The organism is Epilithonimonas arachidiradicis, assembly GCF_003610695.1.
Classification (GTDB): domain Bacteria; phylum Bacteroidota; class Bacteroidia; order Flavobacteriales; family Weeksellaceae; genus Epilithonimonas; species Epilithonimonas arachidiradicis.
On the sequence record NZ_RAQH01000001.1, the window covers coordinates 552,638 to 572,640 of the forward strand.

The 20,003-nt window shown below is 37.0% G+C and carries 16 protein-coding genes and 1 riboswitch; of the genes, 13 read left to right on the forward strand and 3 right to left on the reverse strand.

Annotated elements, in window-relative coordinates; genetic code table 11:
- The first annotated feature begins 11 nt into the window (after positions 1-11).
- The 5 genes from BXY58_RS02630 (at position 12) to BXY58_RS02650 (ending at position 5,032) form a co-directional block, all read left to right on the forward strand.
- Positions 12-770, forward strand: a complete 759-nt coding sequence (locus BXY58_RS02630) for a DUF4129 domain-containing protein (RefSeq protein WP_120212244.1) — start codon at positions 12-14, stop codon at positions 768-770.
- A gap of 26 nt (positions 771-796) precedes the next feature.
- Positions 797-1,966 carry a hypothetical protein gene (locus tag BXY58_RS02635; protein ID WP_120212245.1) on the forward strand — a complete coding sequence of 390 codons (1,170 nt, stop codon included), beginning with the start codon at positions 797-799 and terminating at the stop codon, positions 1,964-1,966.
- Between the two features lie 5 nt (positions 1,967-1,971).
- A complete protein-coding gene (locus tag BXY58_RS02640; RefSeq protein WP_120212246.1) occupies positions 1,972-2,967 on the forward strand; it encodes an AAA family ATPase in 996 nt (331 codons plus the stop codon).
- 206 nt (positions 2,968-3,173) lie between these two features.
- Positions 3,174-4,502 carry a DUF58 domain-containing protein gene (locus BXY58_RS02645; protein WP_120212247.1) on the forward strand — a complete coding sequence of 443 codons (1,329 nt, stop codon included), beginning with the start codon at positions 3,174-3,176 and terminating at the stop codon, positions 4,500-4,502.
- A gap of 107 nt (positions 4,503-4,609) precedes the next feature.
- Positions 4,610-5,032, forward strand: a complete 423-nt coding sequence (locus tag BXY58_RS02650) for an OsmC family protein (protein ID WP_120212248.1) — start codon at positions 4,610-4,612, stop codon at positions 5,030-5,032.
- Between the two features lie 38 nt (positions 5,033-5,070).
- Here the strand turns inward: BXY58_RS02650 and BXY58_RS02655 are convergent, their stop codons facing one another.
- On the reverse strand, positions 5,071-7,677 hold the full coding sequence (locus tag BXY58_RS02655) for an MGH1-like glycoside hydrolase domain-containing protein (RefSeq protein WP_120212249.1): 2,607 nt from the start codon (positions 7,675-7,677) through the stop codon (positions 5,071-5,073).
- 352 nt (positions 7,678-8,029) lie between these two features.
- Complete coding sequence (locus BXY58_RS02660) at positions 8,030-8,836, reverse strand: glucose 1-dehydrogenase (RefSeq protein WP_120212250.1); 807 nt, start codon at positions 8,834-8,836, stop codon at positions 8,030-8,032.
- A gap of 172 nt (positions 8,837-9,008) precedes the next feature.
- Positions 9,009-9,113: riboswitch (SAM riboswitch) on the forward strand.
- A gap of 52 nt (positions 9,114-9,165) precedes the next feature.
- Between BXY58_RS02660 and BXY58_RS02665 the strand changes: the two genes are divergently transcribed.
- From BXY58_RS02665 to metF, 6 genes are all read left to right on the forward strand, one after another.
- Entirely contained in the window at positions 9,166-10,107 is a 942-nt protein-coding gene (locus BXY58_RS02665) for an alpha/beta fold hydrolase (protein WP_120212525.1), read from the forward strand.
- Positions 10,108-10,111: 4 nt separating this feature from the next.
- Positions 10,112-11,650 (forward strand): ACT domain-containing protein, encoded by a 1,539-nt coding sequence (locus tag BXY58_RS02670; protein WP_120212251.1) that lies wholly within the window; start codon positions 10,112-10,114, stop codon positions 11,648-11,650.
- 83 nt (positions 11,651-11,733) lie between these two features.
- Positions 11,734-12,894 carry an O-succinylhomoserine sulfhydrylase gene (locus tag BXY58_RS02675; protein WP_120212252.1) on the forward strand — a complete coding sequence of 387 codons (1,161 nt, stop codon included), beginning with the start codon at positions 11,734-11,736 and terminating at the stop codon, positions 12,892-12,894.
- Positions 12,895-13,089: 195 nt separating this feature from the next.
- A complete protein-coding gene (locus tag BXY58_RS02680) occupies positions 13,090-14,103 on the forward strand; it encodes a homocysteine S-methyltransferase family protein (protein WP_120212253.1) in 1,014 nt (337 codons plus the stop codon).
- A 3-nt stretch (positions 14,104-14,106) separates the two neighbouring features.
- Entirely contained in the window at positions 14,107-16,788 is a 2,682-nt protein-coding gene (metH, locus tag BXY58_RS02685; protein ID WP_120212254.1) for a methionine synthase, read from the forward strand.
- 19 nt (positions 16,789-16,807) lie between these two features.
- Positions 16,808-17,764, forward strand: a complete 957-nt coding sequence (gene metF / locus BXY58_RS02690; RefSeq protein ID WP_120212255.1) for a methylenetetrahydrofolate reductase [NAD(P)H] — start codon at positions 16,808-16,810, stop codon at positions 17,762-17,764.
- A gap of 28 nt (positions 17,765-17,792) precedes the next feature.
- Here the strand turns inward: metF and BXY58_RS02695 are convergent, their stop codons facing one another.
- Positions 17,793-18,464 carry a hypothetical protein gene (locus BXY58_RS02695; protein ID WP_120212256.1) on the reverse strand — a complete coding sequence of 224 codons (672 nt, stop codon included), beginning with the start codon at positions 18,462-18,464 and terminating at the stop codon, positions 17,793-17,795.
- Between the two features lie 86 nt (positions 18,465-18,550).
- Here BXY58_RS02695 and hutI point away from each other — a divergent pair, with 86 nt between their 5' ends.
- Both hutI and BXY58_RS02705 read left to right on the forward strand, forming a co-directional pair.
- Positions 18,551-19,777: an imidazolonepropionase gene (gene hutI, locus BXY58_RS02700; RefSeq protein ID WP_120212257.1), complete on the forward strand. Its 1,227-nt coding sequence runs from the start codon at positions 18,551-18,553 to the stop codon at positions 19,775-19,777.
- Positions 19,774-20,001 carry a hypothetical protein gene (locus tag BXY58_RS02705; RefSeq protein WP_120212258.1) on the forward strand — a complete coding sequence of 76 codons (228 nt, stop codon included), beginning with the start codon at positions 19,774-19,776 and terminating at the stop codon, positions 19,999-20,001. Before hutI ends, BXY58_RS02705 begins: the two co-directional genes overlap by 4 nt.
- Positions 20,002-20,003: the final 2 nt, after the last annotated feature.

Consider the following 20,003-nt stretch of genomic DNA (forward strand, 5'->3'; position numbering starts at 1 on the left):
TTTTTATTTTAATGTTTTCTTTTTCATTAGCAACGCCTGTTTTTTCTCAGTACGAAGAGGTGGAAGAGGTTGTTGTGACCGATTCTGCAGATTATTCAGAGTCAGAGTTTATTCTGACGGATTCATTAGTCAAAAGCCATTACTCTACGGATAATACGCTTTATCCTAAAAATTTTGCGCCTAATTATAAAAGCAAATACAAAGGAAACGAATTTGATTATGAAGTCCTGAAACCGAAAGAATCTATTTGGGATAAAGTCAAAAGACAGATTGCTAAACTACTATCAAAGATTTTTAAAGATATCGATCCCAACAAGGCTAATGATTATACAGTCAATATCCTGCGTTTTTTTGGAATCGCTATTATAGGAACCTTGCTGTTTCTTTTAGTTCGGTATCTGATGTCTAAAGATGGAAATTTCTTGTTTGGAAAGAAGAATAGGAAAATCAATATCAAGAATCAGGATCTGGAAGAAAATATCCACGAAATCAACTTTCCGGAAGCTATTTTGAAATTAGAAAAACAACACGATTACCGTTCAGCAATCCGCTATCATTTTCTACAGGCCCTGAAAAAATTATCAGATAAAAATCTCATCACCTGGAATCCTGAAAAAACCAATCGGGATTATCTTGGGGAATTGAAAAACAATCAATTGAAGGAAGATTTCAGACGCATCATTTACATCTATGATTACATCTGGTACGGAGAATTTAAAACCGAAGAAAAAGATTATCAACATTATAAAGCTTATTTTAACAAATTCTGATAAAACTATTTTATTATTTAACCTTAATGAGTAAAACTTTCAAAATATACGCTGTCATTTTCATCATCATTCTGATTGTGATGGGTATGTTTGAGATGAACAAAAAGCCGGTTTTGGACTGGCGGAAAAATTATAATGTAGAGAAAAAAACACCCTTTGGACTTTATATTTTTGATCAGGAATCAACCGCTTTATTCAAAGGCAAATTGGAAAAAGCAAGAATATCACCTTATGCTTATTATCAAAAAAAACAGTATAAAAAACCACATAATATTTTAATCATTCAGAAAAAACTAGATGATGTTTCCTGGGAATATATTATGAATGAAGTGGCTAACGGTTCCGATGTAATGTGGTTCACCAACAACACAACCGCCAAATTGAGAGATACGCTGGGTTTTCGATTCAAAACAGTGAGTTTCGAGGACAATTATTACCTTCAGCTAACGGATAAGAAATTAACAGACAGTTGGTTACTGATTGATAAGCTTCCGGATAATCAGGGTTTTTCTTACATCAGAAGTGACATTGAAATTCTTGGAAAAACTTTGCATAAAAAAAATAATAACGAATCTTCGATAAGTGCAGATTTTGTTAAAATCAACTTTGGAAAAGGACATTTTTATGTTCATTCGGAGCCATTGATTTTGACAAATTACTATCTCCTTAAGTCAAAAAATAAATACCTGGAAAGCATTTTGTCATATCTCCCAGATAGACAGACGGTTTGGTTTGTGGAAACGGACACGCCGTTGTCTATGTCGCCGATGCGTTTTATTCTCAATAATCCACCGTTGAGATATGCCTGGTATTTGTTATTGCTGGGATTGTTAATTTTTGTGCTCTTCAATGCGAAAAGAAAACAACGGATTGTGCCGGTGATCGAACCATTAAAAAACACATCTCTCGATTTTATCAGAAGCATAGGGAATCTTTACCTTCAGGAAGGTGATTTTCACGAGATGATGGCCAAAAAAGCTCAATACTTTTTGAACAGAATAAGAATGGATTTACTGATCGATACGCAGCATCTGGATGAGCAATTCATTATTAAATTACATTTGAAAACCGGAAAAAACATAGAACTTATAAAAGAAGCAGTTGCATTGGTGAAAAAAGGACAAGACCCTTACGCCAGTGTGATGAAGGAGGATTTGATAAAGATGAATCAGCTTCTGGATCAAATTTTAAAATAACAATTATGGAAGAACAATATCAAGATCAGGCGCCCGAATTCCAGTCCAGGCTGGATATGACGGAATTACGAAATAACCTGGAACGCGTAAAAGCAGAAATCGCCAAAGTGATTGTCGGTCAGGAGAATATGATTGAGCATTTGCTCGCAGCTTTATTATCTAATGGCCACGTTTTGATAGAAGGCGTTCCGGGCGTCGCCAAAACCATTACTGCAAAGCTGTTGGCGAAAACAATTTCGGTCGATTTCAGCAGAATCCAGTTTACGCCGGATCTGATGCCGTCTGATATCTTGGGAACTTCGGTTTTTAATGTGAAGGAAGCGGATTTCAAATATAAAAAAGGTCCTATTTTCTCGAATTTTGTTTTGATTGATGAGATTAATCGTTCTCCAGCGAAAACGCAATCTGCGTTGTTCGAAGTGATGGAAGAACGCCAAATCACGATGGACGGCATCAAATATCCAATGGAAGAACCATTCTTGGTGGTTGCCACTCAAAACCCAATCGAACACGAAGGAACTTACCGATTGCCGGAAGCACAACTCGACCGTTTTCTATTCAAAATTGAAGTCGGCTATCCGAATCTGGAGCAGGAAATTGAAATCATCAAAAATCAACATCACAATAAGTTAGAAGACAAGACGGATGTGGTTCAAACCGTGATTTCGGGACAACAATTGAAGCAATATCAGCAATTGGTAAAAGATATCATTGTCGAGCAAAACCTTCTGGAATACATTGCAAAAATCATTATCAATACAAGAGAAAATCAGTTTTTATATCTCGGCGCTTCGCCAAGAGCAAGTTTGGCTTTGCTGACGGCAAGTAAAGCTTTTGCTGCTATCCGGGGTCGTGATTTTGTGACACCGGAAGATATTAAAGAAGCATCGTTTGGGGTTTTAAGACACAGAATTATTGTGTCTCCGGAACGTGAAATGGAAGGCTTAACTGCGGACGAAATCATCAGGCAAATTTTAGAAAGCATCGAAGTTCCGAGGTGATAACTACATTAATGATTAGAGGTAAATCCTTCGACAAGCTCAGGATGACATCGCTAATACTAACAGTAATACTTGAACAGTGTCAGGCTGAGCGGAGTCGAAGCCTTTCATAATATCTTGCTTAAATTTTACGCCTTTGTGAACATTAAAACATTAAATATTTAAAAAACTTGTGAACTTTGTGTTCAATTAACGAATAGATTCAAGTGAAAACATTAAAACAAACATACCTCAATAACAAATTCTTCTTCGCGTTATTCGGCGTCGGAATCTGCTATGTTTTGGCATTTTTCTTTCCGGTGATGTGGATAGCCAATTCGTTACTGGTTTTTGTTTTGCTGTTAACGATTTTGGATGCTTTAATTTTATTTCAAAACAAAGAAGGAATCAATGCGCAGAGAGTCTTGCCGGAAAAACTTTCCAATGGCGATGAAAATTCGGTGAAAATTGATGTCCGGAACAACTATAATTTTAATATCAATACTAAGATCATTGACGAAATTCCGTTCCAGTTTCAAAAACGGGATTTCCTGATCAAGAAAAATATCGAAAGTGGAAATCATTCATTGTTCGAATATATTCTGGAACCAAAAGAGCGTGGTGAATACAGTTTTGGAAATCTGAATATTTATGTTAATTCACCAATCGGATTGGTTTCCAGAAGATTTGCATTTCAAAAAGACGCGAAGTTGCCAAGTTATCCGTCGTTTATTCATCTCAGAAAATATGAATTGATGGCGCTTCAAAACGAATTTTTGTTGGGCGGAATCAAGAAAATCCGAAAGCTGGGACACACGATGGAATTTGAGCAAATCCGGGATTACGTTCAGGGCGATGACATCCGAAGTATCAACTGGAAAGCGACATCCAAGACCAATAGATTAATGGTCAATCAGTTTCAGGATGAAAAATCACAACGGATTATGATGTTAATTGATAAAGGCAGGACAATGAAAATGCCTTTCAATGGTTTAAGTTTGCTGGATTATTCGATCAATGCAACTATGGCTTTGTCGCATATTATTCTGAAAAAGGGCGACCGCGCCGGAATGATGACTTTCGCTAAAAAGACAGAAAATAAGGTTGCTGCAGATAATAAATCCGGACAATTAAAAAAGATTTCCGAAGCTTTGTACAACGTTCAAACCGATTTCTTCGAAAGTGATTTCGGAAGGCTGTATCAGGATACGAAATACCATTTGAATCAAAGAAGTTTGGTTTTGCTTTTTACCAATTTTGAAACTTTGGACGCCCTCAATCGTCAAATGAAATACCTGCGAGGCATCGCTAAAAATCATCTTTTGGTAGTTGTATTTTTCAAGAATTCTGAGGTTCACAAATTGCTGAATATCAATCCGGAAAATATGCAGGAAATTTATGACGAAATCATTGCTGAGAAATTTGAATTTGAAAAAAAACTGATTATTCAGGAACTCAGAAAATATGGGATTTACAGCATTTACACACTTCCGGAAAATCTCAATATAGAAGTGATTAATAAATATCTGGAGATAAAAGCAAGAGGAATTTTGTAAATTTGAATTTAATTACAAATCTTATCTAAGCGAAGCGTCTTTATGAACTTAAAAGCATTAAATTAAGTAGAAAAATCTTTGTGCGCTTTGTGTTAAAAAAATTAAAAATGAAAATTACACTTAATAGAATCAACGACGACTTTTTATTCGAATGTTCCAATGAACAAGGCAACTCAATTTTACTTGACAACACGACTCTGCCAGGCGCAAAAGGTGTTTCGCCAATGCAATCTTTGTTAATGGCGGTTGCCGGTTGCAGCGGAATAGATGTGGTTTCGATTTTGAAAAAACAACGTCAGAAGATTACAGATTTCAAAGCGGAAGTAGATGGCGAAAGAGTTCAGGTAGATGAAGCAAAGCCTTTCAAATCTATCAAAGTGAAATTTTTCCTAGAAGGTGAAATCGATCCGAAAAAAGCAAAAAAAGCAGCAGAATTATCTTTTGAAAAATATTGTTCTGTTTCAAAAACGCTTGAGCCAAATGTTGAAATCACTTATGAAGTCAGTGTCAATGGACAAGTTGTAGAATAAATGAAAAAACCTTATCCGATTTTGATAAGGTTTTTATTTTATCGACTGGAAAGTCTCGGTTGAATCAACTTCGCCACCGTAGAAGTCCATCCGGTTTGATGGGAAGCGCCGACACCGCGACCATTGTCACCGTGGAAATATTCGAAGAACATAATGTAATCTTTGAAATGCGGGTCTTGGTTAAATTTCTCTACACCACCATTGAAGGCTCTGTTTCCGTTTTCGTCTTTCAGAAAAATATTACAAAGTCTGTCGCTGATATCTTTTGAAACTTCTTCCAGATTCTTCTGAACACCACTTCCTTTTGGATATTCAATCGTCAAAGCATCGCCAAAAAAGAAATGAAAACGTTGCAGACTTTCTACAATCAGGAAATTAATCGGAAACCAAATTGGTCCGCGCCAGTTACTGTTGCCACCAAACATTCGGCTGTCACTTTCTGCAGGCGTGTAATAAACTACGTGTTCTTGGTCGTGAACGGTAAATCTGAAAGGATTTTCCTCATAGACTTTAGACATCGCGCGGATTCCGTAATCACTCAAGAATTCAGATTCGTCCACCAATCTGGTCAGAACTTTTGTTAATCTTGTTTTTCTTAGAATACTTAAAAGATGTTTGTTGCCTTCGCCTTCAACATACCATTGAGAAACCAATTTGGTCAAATCCTGTTTATTTTTCAGAACCCATTCCATTCTTTTCTTGAATTCCGGAAGTTTTTCCAACATACTATGTTCCACAACTTCTACGGCAAACATCGGAATCAGTCCAACAATACTTCTCAGTTTCAGATTCACACTGTCTCCGTTAGACAATTGGAGCAAATCGTAGAAAAATCCGTCTTCTTCATTCCACAGTCCTTGCTTGTCTTCCCCAATGTTTTCCATTGCTTCGGCGATATAAAGATAATGCTCAAAAAATTTAATCGCCATATCTTCATAAACCGGATTGTAAGTCGCGAGTTCCATTGCGATACGCATCATATTCAGGGCGTACATTGCCATCCAGCTGGTTCCGTCGGCCTGTTCGAGATGTTCACCTTCATTGAATTCCATATTCCTATCGAACGCTCCAATGTTATCCAGACCAAGGAATCCGCCTCCAAAAAGGTTTTTCCCATTGTAATCTTTTCGGTTAACCCACCAGGTGAAATTCAGTAGTAATTTTTGAAAAACTCTTTCAAGGAAAGCCAAGTCAGGTTTTCCATTGTTTTTTTCATCGATTTTGAAAACTCGGAAAGTTGCCCAGGCGTGAACTGGCGGATTAACATCATCAAAATTCCATTCGTAAGCCGGAACTTGTCCGTTCGGATGCATATACCATTCTTTTGTTAATGTAATCAGTTGATTCTTAGCGAATTCTGAGTCAATCACAGAAAAACTCACACAATGGAACGCCAAATCCCAAGTCGCATACCAAGGATATTCCCATTTGTCGGGCATCGAGATAATATCTTTGTTATGAAGATGTTCCCAGTTGCTGTTTCGTACAAAACCTTTCCTTTGGATTGGAAAATTAGGGTCACCTTTTAGCCATTTTCCGATATTGTAATGGTAGAATTGTTTGTTCCAAAGCAAACCCGCAAACGCTTGTCTCTGGACATTCTTCTCATCCTCATTTTCAATATCTTTTTGGATATTCGCATAGAACTCGTCGGCTTCCTGCTTTCGTCTCGAAACGATTTCATCAAAATCCCAAAACGCATCATCCATAATATGAGGCGACAATCGGAATTCGAAAACCTTGTTGCTATTTGCTTCTATGGTTTCTTCACAATGAAGAGACGCTTTTGTTCCGGTTTTAGATGGATTAATAGTATCTAAACCTTTTGTAATATATTGATTGATTCCATCCTTGAAAAAACCTTCTGTTTTCGGAAGATTGAATAACCTTGCTCTATTCGTTTCATTTTCACAAAACAAAGCATCCACATTTCTGTTTCTGGAATATAATTTTTTGATGCTCAGACTATCGTGATGAACATCAATTTCGCCCGGCTTAGAAAAGCCAAGTTTCGCTTTGTAATCATTATAACCCCACATCCAGTTATTTCTATACCACAGTGTTGGCAATACTACTATTGGAGCAGGTTCATTACTTCTATTATGAACATCGATTCTGATTAAAAAATCATCTTCGCCAGCTTTTGCATATTCAATGAAAATGTCAAAATATTCATCGTTGTCGAAAATTCCTGTATCAATGATTTCGTATTCTGGATCTTTGTTGGAGCGCTGCGCATTCGTATTGATGAGGTCATCGTACGGAAATGCATTGATGGGATATTTGTAAACCATCTTCATATAGCTATGAGACGGCGTATTGTCCAGATAATAAAAAATCTCCTTGATATCTTCGCCGTGATTTCCCTGATAATTGCTCAGTCCGAAAAAACGTTCCTTGACTCTGCAATCGTTTTTATTCCAAAAAGAAAGTGCAAAACACATCTGTTGCTTCTCATCCGAGATTCCTGCGATGCCTTCCTCAGCCCAGCGGTAAGTCCACGCTTCCGCTGTATCGTGACCGGTAAATCCCCAAGCATCACCGTTGGTACTGTAATCTTCACGTACATTTCCCCATTGGCGGTGGCTTACGTAAGGTCCCCACTTTTTCCAATTTGGATTTTTTAATTTTTCTTCTTCATTCATTTTTATAATTATTTTTCAAGAATAATTATTCATTTTTATTAGGAGCAACACGGTTGTACATTTGTTAGAACATTCCAACCCGCTGTCCACTATATCTTTTTTGTTTTTCAGGCGCTTTGTCATTCCGAACAAAGTCAGGAATCTAAAAAAAACAAAAAAGGATGCCGTTCCCATCGGGGCTATGTTGACGATTTTCCATTCTTTCAACCATAAATGATTGGCGAAATAGATAAATGACAAAATAAAAAAATATCGATTTTCAGCCTTATTAAAATCCTTAGCCCTTTAAAAATCTTTGCATTAACATTCAACAAAAAAACATTAATAATTTATAATTCATCATTAATAATTATTATCCGTTGTCTGCAAAACTCTCCAGCGTCGTCATTCCGCCATCCACGTAGATACTCGCACCAGTAATATAATCTGAATAATCACTCGCCAAAAATACGGCTAAATTTCCAATGTCTTCCGGTTGCCCAATTCTGTCATACGGAATCAAGGTCATCAGAGAATCAAAAGATTCCTTGTTATCCCAAGCCGATTTATTGATTGGTGTTTGTATTGCGCCCGGACAAATATTATTCACTCGAATTTTTTGTTTTCCATATTCCTGAGCTAAAGTCTGCATCAGCATTCTTAATGCACCTTTGCTGGAAGCATAGTTGGCGTGACCAGCCCACGGAATCGTCTCATGAACACTGCTGATATTGATGATTTTTCCAAGCGCTTTGGACTTTTCGGTCATTCCACGCTTCAGGAATTCTTTAATTGCTTCTCTTGAACATAAAAATTGCCCCGTAAGATTCACATCAATTACTTTTTGCCATTGGGCAAGAGTCATATCAACAAAAGCTGCATCTTGCTGTAAACCGGCATTATTAATAAGAATATCTACAGTTCCGTATTGATTAATAGTTGTTTGGAACATCGCCAGAACCTGGTCTTCCTTACTCACATCACATTGAATAATCAATCCTTCGCCACCGTTTTCCTCAATGGTTTTCAGGGTATCTTCAGCTTCCGGACGAGAATGTTCTGATGAATGATTCACGATAACAATGGCTCCGGATTTTGCCAGACTGATAGCAATTCCTTTCCCTATGCCGCTGCTGGAACCCGTAACAATAGCAACTTGTTTATTAAGATTAATGTTCATTGTTTATTTTTTGGTGAAGTTGGTTAAGCAAATATTGTACACAATTGCTGTTATAAATTTCTTAAATTGGATTGTTAATAAAAAATTTATACTGACTTTTTTCAGTTTATTTGGAAAAATAATAATTTCTTATCTATCTTTGCGCCCAGATTTGTTCATTCACATATTGAAAATGTTATCGAGAAAGGTGGAGAGATTAGACTCTGTGAAACCTTGGCAACCCTTCGGAAACGAAGAAGGTGCTAAATTCTATCCGCAATGGCGGAAAAGATAACCTAGACATTTATTCTACATTTCCCGTAGCATTTTCAATTTTTTACAAGACGAAATTGGAAAACAAGCTACAACATATCAACATTCAACACTTCGAAACTCAGAACGGAAAAATTCTCGATATCCCATTAAGCTATCAGCTTTTTGGAAAAGAACTGTATTCGGCTCCGATTGTTTTAATCAATCACGCATTGACCGGAAACTCGGATGTTGCTGGCGAAAACGGCTGGTGGAAATCTTTGGTTGGAGAAGGAAAAGTGATTGATACTAATCAATTTACAATTATCTGTTTCAATATTCCAGGCAATGGTTTTGACGGATTTTTCATTGATAATTATGAAGATTTCACAGTTCAGGATATCGCATCGGTTTTTCTGCAAGGATTGAAAAAACTTAAAATCAAAAAATTATTCGCATTGGTTGGAGGCTCAATTGGAGGCTCAATCGGTTGGGAAATGCAGGCTTTAGACAATAATTTAGCCGAAAAATTCATCCCGATTGCGACAGATTTCAAAACTTCGGATTGGTTGCATTCCCAATGTCTAGTTCAGAAATTTCTTTTGGAATCAGAAGAAAAGCCTCTTGAAAAAGCTAGAGTTCACGCAATATTATGCTACAGAACACCGGAATCTCTTAACTCAAGATTCAATAGAGAAATAGATTCTGAAAAACAAATTCTGAAATCTCACGATTGGCTCAACTTCCACGGAGATCGGCTAAACGAAAGATTTAGTTTAAAAGCTTACAAACTCGTCAATCATCTTCTGATGAACATCAACGGAAAAGAAAAAGAATTGGAAAATATCAATGCAGAAATCCATTTGGTGTCGGTAGATTCAGACCTTTTTTATCCGGCTTTTGAGATTAAAAATACTTATCAACTTTTACAAAATAAAAACAAAAACGTTCAGTATCACGAAATAAAATCTATTCACGGACACGACGCTTTCCTGATGGAATACCAACAACTGAACACAATTTTAAAACCAATTTTTTGAACTGATGACAGACAAGAACGCAATTAATATTTATAGAAACAAAGCTTTAGTGAATTTCGAAGGAAAAGATTTCCTTGGACAAATCGGTGTGGATTCACGTATTTTTAATGCTTTGAATGGAGGCGGAATCAGCGTTGGTGTAATTTCCCAGCAAGCGATTGAAAACGGAATTTCTGTCTTGGTCGATGAAGATGATGCGCAGGATGCAGTGGATGTTTTGAAAAAAGAATTTGAAAAAGAAAAAGCCGAAGGTCACGTTAGCAATATTTATAGTATTGAAAATCTTAGTGTGATCGGATTTGTTTCGGATAATTATAACAAGATTTTATCAGAGCTTCAGAGAAATAAAATTTTCCCTTTGTTGTTGAGTCAAATCGCTTCTGCCGGAAGAGTCAACATTGTAGTAACCGGAAATCAGACCGAAATCACAAAAAATATCATCGAAACCGAAATCTACGGAAAACCGAAAACCGTTCATCTTGCGTTAATTGGTCACGGTAATGTTGGCGGAACTTTGGTTGAGCAGATTCTGGATTCAGCTTATGATATTCTGAATCGTAAAAGAGTGGATTTGAAAATCGTTGCAATTGCCAATTCCAGGAAAGTAGCTTTCAACAAAGCAGGTTTCGGAAGCGATTGGAGACAGAAAATTAAATATTCTCAAACAGAATCCAGTGTCCAGTCTTTGGTAGATTTTGTAAATGAACATCATTTGGAAAATTTGGTGATGGTAGATAATACAGCGAGTAAGGATTTTGTGAAAAGTTATCCGGTTTTTGTGGAGAACGGATTTGATGTCGTTGGCTCTAACAAAATCTACAACACACTACCCATCTCAGAATATCGAAATTTCAGGAAATTATTAGAAAAAAATAAAAAGAAATATCTTTACGAAACCAATGTTGGTGCTGGTTTACCTCTAATTGACACCATTAAATTATTGCATCTTTCAGGAGAAAATATTACAAGAATCAAAGGTGTTTTTTCCGGAACATTAAGTTATGTTTTCAATAATTTTTCGCTTCGTAACGATAAATTCTCAACCATTATCAACGAAGCTTTGGAAAAAGGTTACACCGAACCGGACCCACGCGAAGATTTATCTGGAAATGATGTTGCAAGAAAATTGTTGATTCTGGCAAGAGAGCTGGATTTGATTAATGAATTTGATGACATCAATATTCAGAATCTTGTTCCGGAAACTCTGCTGTCAGTTTCCAAAGAAGAATTCCTTTCAAGATTGCAAGAACTGGATTCAGATTACCAGAACATCAAAGAAAATCAGCAACCAGACCACGTGTTAAGATATGTCGGCGATTTGCACGGCGATTTACAAAAAGAAAAAGGAGAGTTGGATGTTAAGTTAATTTCTGTGCCAGCCAATTCAGCATTGGGGCAATTAAAAGGTTCTGATTCTATTTTCGAAATCTATACAGAAAGTTACGGCGAAAATCCAATCGTCATTATGGGAGCCGGAGCCGGAGCAAAAGTAACTGCCAGAGGCGTTTTTGGAGATATTTTAAGATTAAGTGAAACAAAATAAATTATAATGTACCAATCTACCAATGTAAAATTGTAACAATGACATTGGTAAATTGTTAAACTGATACATTGTTACATTATTTTATGGAAAATTTTGAAACTCTAGCCATAAGAACCCAAACCGAAAGAACTCAGTTTGACGAACATTCCACACCGTTATATCTCACTTCAAGCTTCGTTTTCGAGGATGCAGAAGATATGCGAGCAAGCTTTGCAGAAGAGAAAGACAAAAATCTTTATAGCCGTTTCAGCAACCCAAACGTCACAGAATTTGTTGATAAAATCACGAAAATGGAAGGTGCGGAATCCGGTTACGCTTTCGCAACAGGAATGGCGGCGATTTATTCAACATTTGCAGCGTTGCTTGATGCGGGCGACCATATTGTGAGTTGTCAGTCGGTATTTGGTTCTACTCACACATTATTCACAAAATATTTTCCAAAATGGAATATCGAAACATCTTATTTCAAAGCAGAGGAAGCTGAGAATGTAGAACAATATATCCAACCAAATACAAAAATCTTGTACCTGGAAACACCGACAAACCCGGCAATCGAAGTGTTGGATTTGGAGTTTTTCGGACAGATTGCAAAAAAACATAACCTGATTTTCATCGTTGACAACTGTTTTGCAACACCTTACTTGCAGCAACCGATTAAATACGGAGCAGATATTGTCGTTCATTCTGCAACCAAACTGATTGACGGTCAAGGTCGTGTTCTCGGCGGCGTTGCTGTTGGAAAAGCAGATTTGATTCGCGAGATTTATTTGTTTGCGAGAAACACAGGTCCGGCAATGTCGCCATTCAATGCCTGGGTTTTGAGCAAAAGTTTAGAAACTTTGGCGATTCGGGTAGAGAAACATTGCGAAAACGCATTGAAAGTGGCTGAGTTTCTGGAAAATCATCCCAATGTAGAATTGGTAAAATATCCGTTCCTGAAATCTCATCCAAGCTACGAAATTGCTAAAAAACAAATGAAATTAGGCGGAAATATTGTTGCTTTCGAAATCAAAGGCGGTATCGAGGGCGGTAGAAATTTCCTGAACAGAATTAAGATGTGTTCCCTTTCCGCCAACTTGGGAGACACAAGGACGATTGTTACACATCCTGCTTCCACAACGCATTCCAAGCTTTCCGATGAGGAGAGAAACGAAGTTGGAATTACCGCTGGATTGGTGCGTTGTTCTGTAGGATTAGAAAATATTGATGATATAATTAATGATTTAAAACAAGCTTTAGACTAAAGGAGTCGAAGGAATTAGGAGCAACAAGTTTTCGTCTTCGAAACAAGTTCCCAACCCGCTATCCACTATATCTTTTTTGTTTACGATGTTTTGTCCTCAATAGAAAATTTTCAGAAATACAAAAAAGGATGCCGTTCCTATCGGGGCTATGTTGAAGATTGGTCTTTCAATCGACGATAAAAATTAAATTAAAAAATGAATAATTCAGAACAACTATACAACGCACTAAAAAACAGAATTCTCATTCTCGACGGAGCAATGGGAACGATGATTCAGCGCTACAATTTCACCGAGGAAGATTACCGAGGCGAGCGATTCAAAGACTGGAAATCGCCATTGAAAGGAAACAATGATTTGCTGTCTCTCACGCAACCTGAAGCTATTGAAGAAATTCATAGAAAGTATCTTTTGGCAGGTGCAGATATCATCGAGACCAATACATTTTCCGGAACTACCATTGCGATGGCGGATTATCATATGGAAAATTTGGTTTACGAACTAAACTATGAATCTGCCAAAATTGCTAAAAAAGTCTGTGACGAATTTACCGCTCAGAATCCCGACAAACCAAGATTTGTAGCAGGTTCAATCGGGCCGACTAACAGAACAGCAAGCCTTAGTCCGGACGTCAATGACCCGGGTTACAGAGCCATCACTTTTGACGAACTCAGAATCGCTTACAAACAACAAGCAGAAGCTTTGCTCGATGGAGGTTCCGACATCCTTTTGGTTGAAACAATCTTCGACACTTTGAATGCAAAAGCGGCACTTTTTGCCATTGATGAAATAAGAGAAGAACGCAATATCACTATTCCAATTATGGTTTCAGGAACGATTACCGATGCTTCTGGAAGAACTTTGAGTGGACAAACTGCCGATGCATTTTTGATTTCTGTTTCACATATGGATTTGATAAGTGTCGGATTCAACTGTGCTTTAGGAGCAAAACAATTGACACCTTATCTAGAAATTCTTGCCAATCACACAGATTTCGGAATCTCCGCTTATCCAAATGCCGGTTTACCGAATGCTTTCGGTCAGTACGACGAAACTGCGGAGCAAATGGCCAATCAGGTTGAAGAATATTTAGAAAAAGGATTAATTAATATCATTGGTGGTTGCTGCGGAACAACACCGGACCATATCAACGCCATTGCTGATTTGGCAAAAAATTATAAGCCGAGACAATTATCGGTAATTAGTCAATAATTTATGGAAACAGATTGTAAAAGAAAATATCTGAAATTATCAGGCCTCGAGCCTTTAATTATAACACCCGAATCCAACTTCATCAATGTTGGAGAGAGAACCAACGTTGCTGGTTCCAAAAAATTTCTTCGTCTCATTAAAGAAGAAAAATATGCCGAAGCTCTGGATATTGCAAGAAACCAAGTAGAAGGCGGCGCTCAGATTCTTGACGTCAATATGGATGACGGGCTTTTGGACGGCAAAACCGCAATGGTCAGATTCTTGAATCTGATCGCCTCCGAACCAGATATTGCCAGAATCCCGATTATGATAGATTCTTCAAAATGGGAAATTCTGCAAGCTGGATTGCAAGTGGTTCAAGGAAAACCGGTTGTTAATTCCATCAGTTTGAAAGGAGGTGAAGAAGAATTCATCAAACAGGCCAAAGCCATCAAACGTTATGGTGCTGCAGCAATTATTATGGCGTTTGATGAGGTTGGACAAGCCGATAATTACGAAAGAAGAATCGAGATTTCCAAAAGGTCTTATGATATTTTGGTGAATCAGGTTGGTTTTCCTTCCGAGGATATTATTTTCGACCTTAATATTTTTCCTGTTGCAACAGGAATGGACGAACACCGCAGAAACGCGATTGACTTTATCGAAGCAACACGCTGGGTTCGTACCAATCTTCCAAACGCTTCAGTAAGTGGAGGCGTTTCCAATGTTTCATTTTCCTTTCGTGGAAATGATTCTGTGAGAGAAGCAATGCATTCTGTTTTCCTTTACCACGCCATAAAAGCGGGGATGAATATGGGAATCGTGAATCCAACGATGTTGGAAGTATATGACGAAATTCCAAAAGATTTGCTGGAATTGGTGGAAGATGTAATGCTTGACAGAAAAGACGATGCGACAGAAAAATTGCTCGATTATTCCGAAAAACATAAATCCACAAAAAAAGAAAAAACCGAAGACCTCGCTTGGAGAGAACAGGATTTACAATCGAGAATTACACACGCTTTAGTCAAAGGAATTGATCGTTTTATAGAAGAAGATACAGAGGAAGCTAGAAAAACTTCAAAACGACCGCTTGATGTGATTGAGATAAATCTGATGACAGGAATGGGCGTTGTCGGCGACCTTTTCGGAAGCGGAAAAATGTTCTTGCCTCAGGTTGTAAAATCGGCGAGAGTAATGAAAAAAGCGGTGGCTTATCTTCAGCCTTTCATCGAAGCAGAAAAAGACCAGACTCAAAAATCCAACGGAAAAGTTCTTATGGCAACAGTGAAAGGCGATGTTCATGATATCGGGAAAAATATTGTGAGCGTAGTTTTGGGTTGTAACAATTATGAAATTGTGGATTTGGGCGTGATGGTTCCGGCTGAAAAAATCATTCAGACGGCCATTGATGAAAAAGTGGATGTGATCGGATTAAGCGGATTGATTACGCCAAGTCTGGACGAGATGGTTCATATTGCCGATGAATTGGAACGCAAAAATCTCGATTTTCCTTTATTAATTGGAGGCGCAACAACTTCTAAAGCGCATACAGCGGTAAAAATTTCTCCTAAATATTCTAACACGGTTGTTCACGTTAATGACGCTTCCAGAGCGGTTGGTGTGGTGAGTGCACTTTTGAATCGAGATAAATCCAATGCTTATGCTTTGGAAATCAGAAAAGATTATGATGAATTCCGTGAAAAATTCCTAAATCGCCAAGTTGATAAAGAATACATTCCAATTGCAGAAGCGCGTGAGAAAAAATTCAAAATCGATTGGGAAAATGAAATTATTCCAACACCAAAAAAATTAGGAATCACCATTATCGAAGACCAAAATTTGGATGAATTAGTTGAATTTATTGATTGGTCTCCATTTTTCAGAAGTTGGCAATTATTCGGAAAATTCCCTGAGATTTTGACTGATAATGTTGTTGGAGAACAGGCAACGATTTTGTTCAATGAAGCTCAGATAATGCTCAAGAAAATCTTGAAAGAAAAAAGTTTCAAAGCGAAAGGTATTTTCGGAATTTTCCCAGCTAATGCGAATGAACAAGATGATATTTTGGTTTATGATGATAATCAGAATGTAATTTCGACTTTCAGGACTCTGCGTCAACAACATAAAAAATCCGAAGGCAAAGAATATTTTGCTTTAAGTGATTTTATTGCACCAGAGAATTCCGGAAAACAGGATTATATTGGGACTTTCTGTGTCTGTACAGGTTTTGGAGCGGATGAATTGGCAAAAGAATATGAAGAACAAAATGATGATTACAACGCCATTATGGTAAAAGCTCTGGCTGACCGTTTTGCAGAAGCCTTTGCCGAATATCTTCACAAGAAAGTAAGAACCGAATATTGGGGATATTCCGAAAATGAAACGCTGGATAACGAGGAATTAATCAAGGAGAAATATTTGGGAATCAGACCAGCTCCAGGTTATCCGGCTTGTCCCGATCATTTGGAAAAGCTGACGATTTGGGATTTACTAAAAGTTGAAGAAAATATTGGAGTGACTTTGACTGAAAGTCTGGCAATGTGGCCGACTGCTGCAGTTTCAGGTTATTATTTTGGGAATCCAAAATCTAAATATTTCGGGGTAGGAAAAATTGATGAAGACCAATTGAAAGATTTTGCTGAAAGAAAAGATGTTGAATTGGATTATGCTAGAAAATGGCTGGCTCCAAACTTAGCGGATTAATATTATTTAAAATTATTGAATGAAAATTACTGACCATATAAAAAACGCCAACGGCAAAACGCTTTTTTCTTTTGAAATTGTTCCGCCACAAAAAGGTGTTGGAATTGCGGATTTATATAAGAACATCGACCCGTTGATGGAGTTTAAACCGCCATTCATAGATGTGACGACTTCTCGAGAAGAATACATTTTTCTGGAAAGAGGAAACGGTTTGATGGAGCGAAAAATCACGAGAATGCGCCCTGGAACTTTGGGGATTTGCTCGGCAATTCAAAACAAGTATAATGTTGACACCGTTCCTCACGTTTTATGTGGTGGATTTACAAAAGAAGAAACCGAATATCTTTTGGTGGATTGTATGTATTTGGGAATCAATAATATTGTGGCTTTAAGAGGTGATGCGATGAAAGGGGAAAAATATTTTGAACCTTCTGTAGGCGGACACAAATATGCTTCGGATTTGGTTAAACAGATTCACGATTTGGGAATCGGAGAATATCTTCACGGCAAGATAGAATCCGACGTAGATAATAGTTTTTGCATTGGTGTTGCGGGTTATCCTGAAAAACATATTGAAGCACCTTCTATGAATTATGACCTTCAGATGTTGAAGAAAAAAGTAGAAGCTGGTGCAGATTACATCGTGACCCAAATGTTCTTTGATAACCAGAAATTCTTCGATTTTGTAAAACAAGCCAGAGAAATTGGGATTGATGTTCCGATTATTCCGGGTATCAAACCAATTGCTACCAAAACACATTTGCAAATGCTGCCACAAGTTTTCAAAATCGATTTACCAGAAACTCTCATTAATGAAGTTCTAAAATGCAAAACCAATAACGATGTTCGCGAAGTTGGAATAGAATGGGCGATTAATCAGAGCAAGGAACTTTTAGATTTTGGGATTCCCGTTCTGCATTTTTACTCGATGGGGAAAAGTGATAATATTCTGAAGATAGGAAGAGAAGTTTTTTAACAAAAGAGATGCGAAACGCATCTCTTTTTTATTTATTTAGAAAATTAACCAGCTTTATTAGGTCAAGTTCTTCAGTTAGTTTTATTTTATTATTTTTGATAAAATCCTTAACTTCATTCTTTTTTTCTTCAGGAAAAGCATTGATAAGGTCTTCAGGCTTTTTGGTGAGTTTTACAATTTTGTCATCTGTTTTTATAAAATAAATTGGCTTTTGTTTTTCAAATTTTGCAGGCGTTCCGGGAACCATCGAATTTTGTGCTGGAACTTCTGGATAGAATTTAACTAACATTTTTTTCAAAAGTTTATGTTTGCCTTCTGAAAGCACTAAAAAATATCCTGCAAAACCTTCATCATCTTTTCCTAAAACAAATTTTTCATTACTGCTTACAAAAGTGAATGTAGAAAATATATTGTCTTTTGGTACGGCGTAAACATCATTATTATTAAGAATCTCAAAAGAATCTTTGAACATATTGTATCGGATCGGAAGAATTGTAGTTGTTTCTCCTATTTTAGCATTATTGAAGCCGTTTTTGTAAAAAGCATTTCCTTTGATGTCGGAATATTTTAATACAGCTTTTCCGCTGTTGATTTCGTCCATAGATTTTACAAACTGCGTGTTCCTTGCAAAATCAATTTGCTGGGCTTGCAAAAGTGTCCCACAGAAAAGTAAACTTATAGTAATAATTACAGTTTTCATTTGTTTTTAAATTTTTATAAAAATACAATTTTAATTTTTTAAGAAAAGATAAAGTTTATCATTATTTTTACTTTTTAAGATATTATATGAAATTATCCGGTCCTTTCAAGCAAATTACCACACTCAACAATCTTCCATTAAAAGGAAAGTTAAATGACGAATTTTTAGAAATCGTTTCCAATGGTGGAATTCTAACTGAAAATGGAAAAATTTTAGACGTCAACGATTTCGATTTTCTGAAGCAAAAATTTCCTGATTCTGAAATTGATTTTATTGATAATGAGCAAATCGCACTTCCGGCTTTTGTAGATGCACACACGCATATTTGTTTCGGTGGAAATCGGGCGAATGATTTTGCTATGAGAAATGCAGGCAAAACTTATCTCGAGATTGCAGAATCCGGCGGTGGAATTTGGAGTTCTGTCCAGCATACAAGAGCAGCTTCCGAAGAAGAATTAGTTGACGAAATTTTAAAACGAGTTGACAGTCTTCTTAAGCAAGGTATCACAACCATCGAGATAAAAAGTGGTTACGGATTGAATGTCGATGAAGAACTCAAAATGCTTCGGTCCATCAAAAAAGCTCAAAGTTTAACAAAAGTTACATTAGTTGCAACTTGCCTTTCCGCTCATTTAAAACCAAGAGATTTCGAAGGTTCATCGGAAGATTATCTTAATTATATTTTGGATGAAATTCTACCAAAAGTAAAAGAAGAAAACCTTGCTAGCCGTGTTGATATTTTTATTGAAAAATCAGCATTTCATCCGGAAGAAAGCAAAGTTTTCCTTTTGAAAGCTAAAGAATTAGGCTTTCAAATTACAGTTCACGCCGACCAGTTTACGGCAGGAAGCTCCAGAATTGCTGTGGAAGTTGGTGCAAAATCTGCCGATCATTTGGAAGCAACTATAGACGAAGATATTGAGTTTCTTGCTAATTCAAATACGGTGGCGATTGCTTTGCCAGGTGCAAGTCTAGGTTTGGGCGAACCATTTGCTCCGGCAAGAAAAATTCTGGATAAAAGTGGGATTTTAGCAATAGCGACCGACTGGAATCCGGGTTCGGCGCCAATGGGAAATTTGGTTACTCAAGCTTCGATTTTGGCAACTTATCAGAAACTGACTACAGCTGAGGTTTTAGCAGCGATAACTTTCCGAGCGGCCTATGCTTTGGATTTAGAAGACCGAGGAATTCTTGCAGAAGGAAAAAAAGCAGATTTCATTACTTACGAAACGGATAATTTCCAGAACATCCTTTATCATCAGGGAAGTTTGAAGCCTAAAAATATTTATATCAACGGAGAGAAAATAAGATGAAAAAAGTAATAATTTATTTAATACTGATTCTACTTGCCTTAGGAATGTTATGGTACGCAATTATTGTTTGGGCATTTACAGTTATGACCAAGAGAGCTGGAGATAGTGCCATAAAATATCAAGATATTTTAATCACAGCTGTCGTATTATCAATAATCGGTTTGTTGATTTTTTCTTTATATAAATTTTTCAAACAAATATTTTATTTAATTAAAAAGTACTAAAA